General features: G+C 65.5%; 10 protein-coding genes. 3 read left to right on the plus strand and 7 right to left on the minus strand.

All coding sequences use genetic code 11. The features are described from left to right. From AAF481_19470 to AAF481_19490, 5 genes are all read right to left on the minus strand, one after another. Positions 1-336 (minus strand): hypothetical protein (locus tag AAF481_19470; GenBank protein ID MEM7483349.1); only part of this gene is annotated, 336 nt, incomplete at its 3' end. A 499-nt stretch (positions 337-835) separates the two neighbouring features. After that, the gene (locus AAF481_19475) at positions 836-1,642 is read right to left on the minus strand and encodes a hypothetical protein (protein ID MEM7483350.1); all 807 of its coding nucleotides are present in this window, start codon (positions 1,640-1,642) and stop codon (positions 836-838) included. A gap of 17 nt (positions 1,643-1,659) precedes the next feature. Continuing rightward, positions 1,660-2,805, minus strand: coding sequence for a M23 family metallopeptidase (locus tag AAF481_19480; protein ID MEM7483351.1), 1,146 nt, complete (start codon positions 2,803-2,805; stop codon positions 1,660-1,662). 15 nt (positions 2,806-2,820) lie between these two features. Then, positions 2,821-3,699, minus strand: coding sequence for an inositol monophosphatase family protein (locus AAF481_19485; protein MEM7483352.1), 879 nt, complete (start codon positions 3,697-3,699; stop codon positions 2,821-2,823). Positions 3,700-4,036: 337 nt separating this feature from the next. Next, on the minus strand, positions 4,037-5,506 hold the full coding sequence (locus AAF481_19490; GenBank protein MEM7483353.1) for a PilT/PilU family type 4a pilus ATPase: 1,470 nt from the start codon (positions 5,504-5,506) through the stop codon (positions 4,037-4,039). Between the two features lie 75 nt (positions 5,507-5,581). Here AAF481_19490 and AAF481_19495 point away from each other — a divergent pair, with 75 nt between their 5' ends. Beyond that, positions 5,582-6,109 carry a methylated-DNA--[protein]-cysteine S-methyltransferase gene (locus AAF481_19495; GenBank protein MEM7483354.1) on the plus strand — a complete coding sequence of 176 codons (528 nt, stop codon included), beginning with the start codon at positions 5,582-5,584 and terminating at the stop codon, positions 6,107-6,109. A gap of 189 nt (positions 6,110-6,298) precedes the next feature. On the opposite strand, the gene lexA is transcribed toward AAF481_19495, so the two are convergent. Continuing rightward, positions 6,299-6,940 carry a transcriptional repressor LexA gene (gene lexA, locus AAF481_19500; protein ID MEM7483355.1) on the minus strand — a complete coding sequence of 214 codons (642 nt, stop codon included), beginning with the start codon at positions 6,938-6,940 and terminating at the stop codon, positions 6,299-6,301. A 171-nt stretch (positions 6,941-7,111) separates the two neighbouring features. Between lexA and AAF481_19505 the strand changes: the two genes are divergently transcribed. Together AAF481_19505 and AAF481_19510 are read left to right on the plus strand one after the other, a co-directional pair. Beyond that, positions 7,112-8,437, plus strand: coding sequence for a pitrilysin family protein (locus AAF481_19505; GenBank protein MEM7483356.1), 1,326 nt, complete (start codon positions 7,112-7,114; stop codon positions 8,435-8,437). Next, positions 8,434-9,795 (plus strand): pitrilysin family protein, encoded by a 1,362-nt coding sequence (locus tag AAF481_19510; GenBank protein MEM7483357.1) that lies wholly within the window; start codon positions 8,434-8,436, stop codon positions 9,793-9,795. Before AAF481_19505 ends, AAF481_19510 begins: the two co-directional genes overlap by 4 nt. On the opposite strand, the gene AAF481_19515 is transcribed toward AAF481_19510, so the two are convergent. Continuing rightward, positions 9,792-11,813: a serine/threonine-protein kinase gene (locus tag AAF481_19515; GenBank protein ID MEM7483358.1), complete on the minus strand. Its 2,022-nt coding sequence runs from the start codon at positions 11,811-11,813 to the stop codon at positions 9,792-9,794. The two genes, AAF481_19510 and AAF481_19515, sit on opposite strands and share 4 nt — an antisense overlap. Positions 11,814-11,961: the final 148 nt, after the last annotated feature.

Below are 11,961 nucleotides of genomic sequence, written 5' to 3' on the forward strand. Positions count from 1 at the left end.
CTGCAGAAAGGGATCCGCGTACAGGCTGAACACCAACTGACGATCACCCACATCCCAGTGCTCCAAACCGTCGACGTCCGTGCCGCCGGTATCACCGTCGAAGAAGCTCAACGTGAAATCCGTGGCCGAGGCCGGAATCGATAGGGCGATGCTCACCTGATCCTCGATCGTCTCGATCCCCGCACAACCGAAGCCCAGGAAACGGCTGTCCGCCGGATCCGCGGTCGGAAACGCAGCAAAGGGTCCCGGACCGATCTGGGCGAGAGCACCGCCCGCGATCCACAATCCCGCGACCAGTGCAATCAAAATTTTGGAGAATTGTGCCTTCTCCCTCATCCTCAACCTCCTTCTTCAAAGTGGCCTCGGGGCTCGCGCCGCGCCGAAACCGTCACGCAGAATGGTCGTTCGTTCATCAACCCGCCTCACTCCAGTCAGACCGCTCTTCCTGGGCCTCACCCACGTTCACGGAACGCGACAGAAACTCGCTAACCGCCGCCGGATCCGCCACGTAATGCTCCTCACCAGTTTGAAGATTCCTAAGAAATCCCCTCACCGGCGCGGACGCCCCCGGGACCTGCCGAGGCTCGGCCCACAGGCGAACTAGGAACGAGGTGGAACGGGTCATAGATTTGATCCATGTCATAGAGACAGGGCCGGGCTGGCTCGCTCGTCGAACTGCTCGGACCTTCTCGGATGCGCCATGGTCGAAGGCGAACGTCAGCAAAACGTCAGGTAACGAATTCCACTCAACGCATTCTTTTTATATAGAAATAAAAAGAAATTTAAAAATTTTGAATACTTGAAGGGAGAAGGCTCCCGAGGGGAGGCTCGCGGGTCAGGAACTCTGGAAGTGACTGGCGATCAGCTCGCTGGCGCGGAGTACGTCATCGCCCGGCTCGATCACCCGATCGAAGAGGGTGCGGTGGGTGTGCCGAAGGGTTTCGAGATCGCGACCCTCGAGCAGTTTGACGATCTCCTCCAGAACCCGCTGAGAATTGGTGCCGTAGGACTTGCGGGCGACATCCCGTTCGAGCAACACCAGCGCGAAGAACAGCAGTTCCGGTAGGCGCTCATTTTTGCCTGCCAGGCTCTCGGCCTCCGCCGCCGATGGCTCCGCCGCCGAGACCGGCGCAGCGGCCACGGGATCGTCTTCGCTCGGCGACTCGTCAACGGCTGGCGCCTCGAGGGACGGAGGATCCTGTTCCTTGTCCTCGGAGCCTCCGCGATAGAAGGGCAATGCCCGAAACTGACGGGCGAAACGCGAAAAGAGCAGAAACAAATCGTTCTCGTTCGAGAAGTTTCCCACCAGCCGGGCGTCGCGGCCGATCTCCAGCCGCTCCGTCTCCTGCAGGACGATATTGGCGCGCGCCGACTCCTCGAGCTGCAGAGAACTGGCCTTGACCTTCCAGGCGGTCAAGCTGCCCTGGACGAAGCAGGCCGCCGCGCACTCGACGCTCACCGCCTCCACCTCGACCCCGCGGTCGATGCGGATGGAACCCGCCATGGATTCGATCTTGCCGTAGGAACCGGAGTTTTGCAGCACCAGATTCCCCGGCGCGCGGATCGAGAGCTGGCCGTGGGAATCGACCTGGATCTCGGTTCCCTGCGGGACGATCATGGTGGGAGGCGTGGGTTCGGCCATCGGTCGATCCTTCGAACTCAAGAGCCCAGCAAAGCCGGCAGGGGCTCGAAATCGTCGAGAGCGGGAGCGTTGCGCGATCGGATCAAGGTCCGCTCCTCGTCGCTCCAGCGGTAGTCGAGGATGTAGATGCGCGGGTCGATCGGTCGGAAGGTTCCATCTTCTTGCCGGCTACGCACCTCGTAGTGGAGGTGCGGGCTGGTGCTCCAGCCGGTATTGCCGACGGTGCCGATGACATCGCCCTGGCGTACCCGCTGGCCGCGGCGCACGCGCACTTCGTCACAGTGACCGTAGAGCGAGATGAAGCGATCACCGTGGCGCAGAACCACCAGGTTGCCGTAGCGCCACCAGGACACGCTCTGGCGCCGAGGATAGCGCCCGGCAAAGGCCACCACCGCTTCCGCCGGAGCGTGGATCTCCTTGCCGATGGGGGCCGCCAGATCGATCCCCGCGTGGAAGTCGAGGGCCTGGGTGAACGGGCTCCGTCGGTTGCCGTAGGGGCTGGTCAACAGGAAGTTCTCGCCCCGCAGGGGGATGACCGACGGGGTGATGCGAGCGCGCTCTTGATGGGCTTCTTCAAGATCCCGAATCTCCACCAGGAAGGCGTCGAGCACCTGGAGCTCTTCTTCAATCTCGGCGCGTAGGACCTGGCCGTTGCGGATGGCGTTCGAAAAATTCGACTTCGGAATGGGGGTGGCCTCGGGGGCCACCGGGAATCCTCCCTGGCCGATCGACTCATCGTGCGATAAACCGTAGGCGAGGGAGATCTTGTCCACCTTGAAGCGCAGGTCTTCGCCGCGTTCCTGCAGCTCACCCAATCGCTCGACCAGCACCCCCAGCCGCCCTCCCTGCCGTTCCCGTTCGGCCTCCAGCGCCGGCAGTTCACGACGTCCGAGGAGCGCCCGCACGGCCTCCGGCATCGCCCGCAGGGAAAGAGCAAAGCCGATCATTACGGCAAGCACCGCCAAAGCGACCCCGACCGCCTGGCGGCGGCTCAAGAACAGGTAGCGCACCCGGCGGCGGATGTCCGCCGGATGAAACTGAATTTCGAAGGCGGAAGGCTTCGCCTCCCGAGACCGACTCGCCTGCGACTTGCCGCCGGTAGGAACCGGTAGGGTCGAAGACGGGGATCGGCGCGACGGCAGTTTGAGCTTCCAGTGCTTCACGAGTCTTGATTTCCGCTAGACCGAGGGATCCGGCGCCGCGGCAGGGGGCCGGGGATCGAGGCGGTCGAGAGCAGCTTCATCGACGATGGCGGCGACGATGTGGCGTAGTTCCCGCTGCACCGCCTCGTTGCCAGCGACGATATTACCCGTTTCGAGGCTGCGAGTACCGCCATCGAGGTCCGAGACCCGCCCACCGGCCTCTTCCAGCAGCAAGGTGCCGGCCGCTAGATCCCATGGCGCCAGGCGAAATTCGAAAAACCCGTCGAACACCCCGGCCGCCGTATAGGCCAGATCGAGGGCGGCAGCGCCGCAGCGGCGGATCGCCCGCGCCTGCAAGAAGACTTCCCGAAAGACCCCCAGATAGGCATCCAGGGCACGATGGGCCTTGAACGGATAGCCGGTGGCGAGGAACGCCCCGGCGAGGCCGGCGGCGCCGGACACCCGCATCGGCCGGCCGTTCCACTCTGCCCCGCCGCCGCGCCGGCCACGAAACACCTCCCGCCGCAGCGGCTCCAGGATCACCCCCACCTGCATCTCACCGCCCCGCCGGCAGGCGACGGAGATGGCGAACATCGGCAAGCCGCGGGCGAAATTGGTCGTGCCGTCCAGGGGGTCGATGATCCACTCCACCTCGTTCCGTCGCGACGCTCCACCGCTGGATCCCTTGCCGCACTCCTCTGCCCCACCGCCCTCCTCGGCCAGAATCCGATGATCCGGGAAGCGTCCCCGAACGACCTCTAGGATCGCTCGTTCACTCCCGGTATCCGCCGCGGTTACAAAATCATTGGCCGCCTTTTCCCGCACTTCCAGGTCGGCGGCGCGAAAATAGCCACGCACCACCTCGGCACCGGCTTCGGCGGCTGCGAGAGCCGTTTGGAGGAGTTCGTTGGACATGACAGGAGGCTGCAGAACCGCGGCGCGGCGGCCCGGCCCGCCACGAGGTCATGCATGAGCAGGGTAACGATGGAAAGGACGGCCGCATTCCCGCCGGAGGAGCCCGCGACGGACTTCCTCTTGCCGCCGAAAGAGGCCGGAGCTGCCCGCAGATGCAGGGACCGCGTGGGTTGCGAACCAGGCGGGATATCCACCACCCGCCCACCACCTTCAAGGGAGGGCGTAGGCGCCTGCAGATGCAAGGACTGCGTGCCTTCTGAGCCGCAGGCGTGCGGGTATCAGGTCGAGGACGCAGATGGTGCGCATGACGCCGCAGATGCGGGTGCATCCGCCCTCGTTATCTAAACAACCCTTTTTTGTCTTCCGACAGCAGCTTCTGGTTCAGCTCCTTGATCCGCAGGTTCTGCTTGTCGATCTTCTCCTGCGCTTCCTGCTTCAGGCGATCGTAGTCCTTGCGCATCTTGTCCTGCTCTTCGGACATTTCCTGGATGCGCCCGGAGAGTTCTTCGAGCTGGCGATCGCGGTCGGCGATGCGGTCTTCGGCCTCGGAAATGAGCTGGTCTTTGTCCGCCAGGCGGATCTTGGTCTTCTCCTCTTGCTCCTCGTACAGCCTGCGGAACTCTTGCAGTTCGAGAATTTGGGAGAAATCGGCGGTCGAAGGACTCATGTCCCCTCCCCTTTCTTCGATCTTCGGAAACATCTTGCGCAGCTTGAGAGATAGGTCTTCCGGATCTGGCGACTGACGGACCGCTTCGGCGTAGGGAATGGTGCCGTGCACCAGGAGCGCGAGCAGCGACTGGTTGGTCGATTGCATGCGGTAGTAGCCGACGGACGACTCGATCTCTTCCAGGATGCTCGAGGTCTCGCCCTTCTCGACCATCTTGGCGATCTTCGGCGACATCTTCATGATTTCCAGTACCGCCACCAGGCCGGTACCGTCGGAGCGCTCCACCAGCTTCATGGAGATCACCCCTTTCAACACCTGGGCGAGTTGCGCCCGCACCTGACCTTGCTGTGCGGAAGGAAAGGAATCGAGAATGCGGTCGATGGTCTGAGAAGCGCTATTCGTGTGCAGGGTCGAGAACACCAGGTGACCCGTTTCGGCGGCTGTGATCACCGTGCTGATGGTCTCGGTGTCGCGCATCTCACCGACCATCATCACGTCAGGATCCTGCCGCAGCGAGTTGCGTAGGGCCTCCGCGAAAGTGACCGTGTCGGTGCCGATCTCGCGCTGCGACAAGCTGGCGACCCCGTCCGTGAACAGGAACTCCATCGGATCTTCGATGGTGATGACGTGCACCGGCCGCCGGCTGACGATGTGCTTGATCAGCGCCGCCAGAGTGGTGGACTTGCCGCTGCCGGTGGGACCGGTGACCAGCACCAGACCCATCGGCAGGTCGCAGAAGTCGAGGAGCGTGTCCGGCAGTTCCAGATCGTCGACGGAACGGATGTCGTAGGGGATACGCCGGAAGGACGCCGCCAGGGTGCCGCGCTGCATGTAGAGATTGCCGCGGAAACGGGCCAGGCCACTCACTCCGTAGCCGAAGTCCACCGCCATCTTCTCTTCGAGGCGCTTCTTCTGCTGGGGGTTGAGGATCGGCAGCACCATGCGGCCGATGTCGCGCGGACCGAGGGGATCCGCGTCGATCGCCGTCAGCTTGCCGTTGACCCGCAGAAGGGGCGGACGGGTGGGCTTCAGGTGAAGGTCCGAGGCGCCCTTCTTGGTGGTGAAGCGGAGCAGGCGATCGAGGACCTTGACCGGCCCGCTCTTCTCCTCCGGTTGAGCCTCTGCGGTTTTCACACTCATCGATTCGGATTCCTTCGGCGCCCGATTGTATCCTTCCTCCCAACCGTTGGCGCAATCCCTACGAGACTTCTGTCCATGCCCCGCACCGACACTCCCCGCTTTGTAACCCTCGCCTACCCGCTAGGGCGCCTTTTTGGGATCTGTCGGAACCGGGCGATCGTCCGCCTGGGCCAGGTTGACACGGCCCAAGATGTCCAGCGAGAAGCCGAGCGAGCGGGGGCCACCGAGGATCCTTCCGCTCCGCTCCTCGCCTCCCTCGCCCACCAGCTCGATGACTATTTCTCGGGAAACCGGATGACCTTCGATTTGCCTCTAGATCCTCCGGGCACCACCTTCCGCCGCCGAGTGTGGCAGGAGCTCCTGACCATTCCCTACGGCGAAACCCGCACCTACGGCGAGATCGCCAACGCCATCGGTGACCCCGGCGCCACCCAGGCCGTCGGCCAGGCCAACCACCACAACCCCATCGGCATCCTCATCCCCTGCCACCGCGTCATCGGCGCCGACGGATCCATGGTCGGCTACGCCAGCGGCGTCGAGCGCAAGAAGTGGCTTTTGCGCCTCGAAGGCGCCGAGGTGATGCGGCAGCGGGAGTTGTTCTGAGGAGCAAACCAGGCGCCTCGCGAGGCGCCCCTGCATCAGGCTCTCGAGGGACAGGCCGGAGCACAAGAGAGCGTGGAGGTGCCTGCAGATGCAAGGACCGCGCGGTTTCTGAACCGGAGGCGTACTTGCAGTACGTCGAGGATTCAGAAATCGCGCATGACGCCGCAGATGCGCACGACTACGCCCTCGTCACTCAAACCTACGCATCAATCCCACCGCCACCCCCTGAATACGAAGGTCTCTTGCCGGAACGAACAGGGGATCCATGTTCTTGTTCGCCGGCTGCAAGCGCACCTGCTCGCCCTCCGGATGGAAGCGCTTCAGGGTAGCGTCATCGCCCACCAGGGCGACCACCATCTCGCCCGGGCGCGCGACTTCACGGCGCTGCACCACCACCAGGTCGCCCTCGTGGATACCCTCGTCGATCATCGAGTCGCCGACCACCTGCAGAACGTAGTGCTCGTTCGAGCGAGCGCCGACCAGGTGGTCCGGCACACCGATACGGTCTTCGTCGGTGACCGCCTCGATCGGCTGACCGGCGGCGATGCGTCCGAAAAACGGCAGTTCCAGGGGCGCTTCGTCCGAGTCGCCCCGGCCGGCTCCCGGCCGCTCGACCACTTCGATTCCGCGCTTCTGGTTCCAGTCGCGCCGCAGGTACCCTTTCTCCTGCAGCAGTTTCAGATGCTTGTAGACCGTGCCGTAGGAGGAGTAACCAAAGCGCTCGCAGATCTCCCGGTGGGTCGGAGAGACACCGCGTTCGCCCTGGAACTCCAAAATGAACTCGAGAATCTGCTTCTGCCGCTCGGTGAGGTACGCCGGTTTTTCGCCCATGGATGGATGGTACGGCGGTAACACGGCGTATGTCAAGGACGCAGACATCATCGCGTTTCTTGACACCTTTCGAAGCCCGCCCATACACTGCCGGCATCCGGTCGTCACAGCACCGGTCCAACACCGTGAAATCTAGGCGCCTCAGCGCCCTGCCAGTCCGATTCCTCACCGATGAGCCCTGAGGCCCAACCTGCCCTCGCCTTCGAGCGTCACACCCTGGACAACGGCCTGCGGGTGGTCCTGCACCGCGACGAGAGCCTGCCGCTGATCACCGTAAACCTCTGGTATCACGTCGGTTCGAAGAACGAGCGGCCAGGCCGCACGGGCTTTGCGCACCTCTTCGAGCACGTCCTGTTTCAGGGCAGCGAGAACGTCGAGGCGCAAGAGCATTTCCGCTACATCCAGCAGGTGGGAGGCGTGACCAACGGCTCCACCTGGTACGACCGCACCAACTATTTCGAGACCTTGCCGGCCCACCACCTCGACCTCGGTCTGTGGCTGGAGTCGGACCGAATGGGATTTCTGCTGCCCGGGGTGACCCAGGAAAAGCTCGACACGCAGCGCGAAGTGGTGATGAACGAACGCCGCCAGCGTATCGACAACCAGCCCTACGGCCTGGCCTTCGAGCGGCTGCACGAAGCGCTCTATCCGGCGGATCATCCCTACCACTGGCCGGTGATCGGCTACATGGAGGACATCGCGGCGGCCAGCCTCGACGACGTGACGGAATTCTTCCGGCGCTTCTACACCCCCAACAACGCGGTGCTCACCCTCGCCGGATCCTTCGATCCGGACGATGCCCTGCGCCGGGTGGAGCACTTCTTCGGCCCGATCCCACGCGGCCCGGTGGTCGAACCGGTGGTCGCCGAACCGCCGCCCCTCGAGGGCGAACAGCGCGTACTGCTGCCGGACGACGTCAAGCTTTCGCGGGTCTATCTCGGCTATCGCGGACCCCGCTTCGGAGAGCCGGATTGGTACGCCGGGGATCTGCTCGCCAACGCCCTGTCGGCGGGCAAATCGAGTCTGCTGTACCGCGAGCTGATCTACCGGCGGCAGGTGGCCCAGGATCAGGTGACCTATCTGTTTCCGACGGAGCTGTGTTCGACCTTTTACCTGGCGTCCACCGCCTCGCCGGAGACGGATCCGGCCGAGTTGACCGACTGTCTCGACGAGGTCCTCGACCGCTGTTGCGACGAGTTGGTAGCGGAAGAGGATCTGGCGCGCGCCCGCAATACCCTGCTCCACGACTATCACTCGGAGCTGCAGAAGCTCGACGGCCGAGCCGATCTGCTGTCCCAGAGCACTACCTTATTCGACGATCCGCTGCGCGCGACGGCGCCCCTCGAGCACTATGCCCGCCTGACACCGGAGGATCTCCAGCGCTTCGCCCGGCGCTACCTGCGCCGAGACCGCCGAGTCGTGGTGACGGTGGTGCCGCGAGAGCAGGGTGCGAAACCATCCCAGCCGGCGGCGACCGCTGAGGGGACCGGGCCGTGACCTTTCCCGCCCTCGATCGTTCCCGGCCGCCGAAGGCCGGGCCGGTGCGCCCCTTCCGATTTCCGCCCTTCGTCCGGCGGCGGCTGGACAATGGACTGACGGTGCTGGCGGCGCGCCAGGAGAAGACTTCCCTAGTGCGCCTGGAGTTGGCATTCGCCGCCGGCACCGAGCACAACCGACCGGCGCAAGCCGGTCTCGCCTCCTTCACCGGCCTGCTGCTCGAAGAGGGAACGAAGCACCGCGATGCCCTGGAGATCGCCGCCTCCGTCGAACGCCTCGGCGGGCGCCTGGCGACCGGTGCCACCTGGGATATCGGGTCGTTGTCCCTGGAGTTACTTGGCCATCACCGGCGGCAAGGGCTGGGGTTGATCACCGAATTGGCCCTCGAACCCTCCTTCCCGGTGGCGGAGATCGAGCGCCTGCGCAAGCGCCGCCAAGCGGAGCTGATCCGCCTGGCCTCGGATCCGGCGTTCCTGGCCCGCGACCGATTCCGCCGCAGGATCTATGGCGATGCTCCCTACGGTCGTTCTCCGGTCGGCACAGCGAGGTCCCTGGCGGCCTTCGAGCGCGACCAGATCGAGACCTTCTACCGTCGCCACTACCGCTTCCGGGGCGCCGTGGCAGCGGTCATCGGCGACCAGGATCCGGAAGTCCTGGTGGATGAAGTGGCGGCGGTGCTCGGCCATCAGGATTCGGCCGAGGCGCCGGCAACGCCGGCCTCGACGCCGACTCACCTGACCGGCACCGAAGTCCACTTGGTCGACCGCCCGGGCGCCGCCCAGACGCAGCTCCTGATCGGCCACGAGGGTCTCGCCCGAACGGATCCGGACTTCATGCCGATGGCGGTGATGACTTCCCTCCTCGGCGGAAAATTCACCAGCCGCATCAACCTCAATCTGCGCGAGCGCCACGGCTACACCTACGGCGCCGCTTGCCAGATGTCCATCCGCCGCGGGCCGGCGCCGCTGACCGTCAGCGCGGCGGTGGCCAACGAGGTGGCCGGTGCCGCCGCCCGCCAGGTGCTCTACGAGTTGAACCGGATCCGCGAGGAGAAGGTGGGAGCGGACGAGCTGGAGGACACCCAGAACTACCTGATCGGGGTTTTCCCGTACACCCTGCAGACGGTCAGCGCCCTGGCGACTCGGCTCGAAAACTTCGTCATCTACGACCTGCCCGATGATTACTACGACACCTATCCGGAAGCCGTCCGGGCGGTCGACCGCGACACGGTGTTGACCGTCGCCCGGCGCTACCTCCACCCGGAGCGGCTGCTGATCGTCGCCGCCGGTCCGGCGGCGGAGCTGGAAGGACAATTTGCCGAGATGGGACCGGTAACCGTCCACCAGCCGGCGGTCTAGTCGATTTCTAGCGAGACATCCCCGGTGCGCGGCACGGCGATGCGCAGGCGCACCCGGCCGTTCGCCGGCACGTCGACCCGCACCTGACGGCGCAGCAGGCGGGAACTCCCCTCCAGGTCTACCTCCACCACCAAGGTGCGCACGCCGGACGCCAGGCGCAGCGGCGGGGCGGTGATCTTGCCGGACTGCGGGATCTTGCGCTTGCCGAACAGACCACCCTTTTCGTAGAAGGCGAAGGAGCGGGCGAAGATCACCTCGTCGTCCGCCAGCAGGCGAACGGTGCCTTCCGGCCGTTCGGTAGTGAACTCCACCGCCAAATCCGCCGGCGGCCCCCGGGGCGCCTCGGCCGAGGGCCGGGCGGAGAGGGTCGGCGGGTCGGCGGCCGGCCGGCGGGGGGTGCGGCGTGGCCCGGCCCGGCCGGGATCGCGGGGGGAGACCGCCGCCGATCGCCCTTCGCTCGCTCGCCGGCGTTCCAAGGCCTCATCGGCGGCGGCGAGAATCTCCAACGCCTCGGGGTCTTCCGCGACGATCTCCAGTACTCCCAGGGCACCGGCACGGGCATCGAGGTAGTTGCGTTCGTCGAGCGCTTCCCGCGCCACCGTCAGCAGGGCTTCACGCCGCTCACCGGTGGCGATGCTGCGCTGGGCGTCGTCCGCCAGGCGCCGCACCCGGGCCGGCTGCGGCGCCAACCGCTCGGCGCGCCGGAACACCACCGCGGCGGTGGCGGGATCGTTCGCCTGCATCGCGCGACGCCCCTCCTTCATCAAGGAGAGAAACTGCGCCTGGCGGCGGGACGATCCGTCGTCCGGCGGCGCTTCCGGAATCCGTCCGTTGGCCCACACCACCAGGCCACCGGCCAACAGCAGGGCGACGGCGGCGGCCATCGAGCCGATGGCGAGAAGGCGGCCTAGGGAGGTTCCCCGGCCTTCGAGTACCGTCTCCCAGCGAGCCAGAGACGAGGCGGCCCTGCGGCCCGACGGCGAGGCGACCGGCGCCGCCCGTTCCGGCTGACCGAGATCGTCCGCCGGAGCGGCCAGCGCCGGCGAGGCCTCCGGTGACGGCGTCGCCTCCTCCACCACGGCGCCCGGAACGGATTCGGCACCGACTCTCGCCGGAGCGGCGGGCACCGCCGGCGGGTCGCCGCCGGCGACCGCTGCCCTCTCGTTCGGCAATCCGAGGTGATTCTCGATCACCCGCCCCAGCGCGTCGGCCATTTCACCGGCCTTGGCATAGCGTCGGGCCGGACTCTTGGCGAGGGCCTTTTGCAGAATCCCCGTGAGGCCTGCCGGCAGGTCCGGCACATGCTCTTCCGGCGGGGTGAAATCGTCATAGACGATGCGGTGGGTCACTACCGTCAAGTTCTCGCCCTGGAAGGGTTTCTTGCGGGTCAGCAACTCGTAGATGATGACCCCCAACGAGAAGATGTCTGCCCGGTGGTCCACTTCGGTGCCCTTCACCTGCTCCGGCGCCATGTAGTTGGGGGTACCGAGCATCTGGCCGTCGCGGGTGAGATTGGAGGCCTCGATGCGGGCGATGCCGAAGTCGGTGATCTTGACCCGCCGATCACGTGTTACCAGCACATTGGCCGGCTTGACATCGCGGTGCACCACCCCCCGCTCGTGGGCGTAGTCAAGGGCTTCGGCGATCTGTCCCACGAGATCGGCGATCACCGGTAGGTCGATCGCCTCGCCGCGCCGCATCACGTCCTTCAGGTTGGTGCCCTCGACATACTCCATAGCGATGAAGGCGCCGCCGGAACTCCCCGTCTCGGCCACGTCGTGGATTGTGACGATGCCCGGGTGCTCGGACAGCATGCCGGCGCTCTGCGCTTCGCGGATGAAGCGCGACCGCAGGTGCTTGCGCTCCGCCGCCTCGACAGACGGGCTGAGCTCGAAGGTCTTGATGGCGACCAGCCGGCCGATCAGCGGATCGCGCGCCAGGTACACGACGCCCATGGCGCCGCGACCGAGTTCGCGCAGAACCTCGTAGCGACCGAGTCGATTCGAAGAAGAGGCCATAGTTTGATCGGGAGGAGAAAGAGATTCTAACAGTCTCCGGCAGCAGCGGATCGACGGCTTCGGCGCCCGTTCCGGGCAGATCCATCGGAAGCCCCGCGGGAGGGCGGCGAGGGATGCCTCGCCGCTGCCTCTAAAGTGATGACTCCTT

Source organism: Acidobacteriota bacterium, from assembly GCA_039030395.1.
GTDB lineage: Bacteria > Acidobacteriota > Thermoanaerobaculia > Multivoradales > JBCCEF01 > JBCCEF01.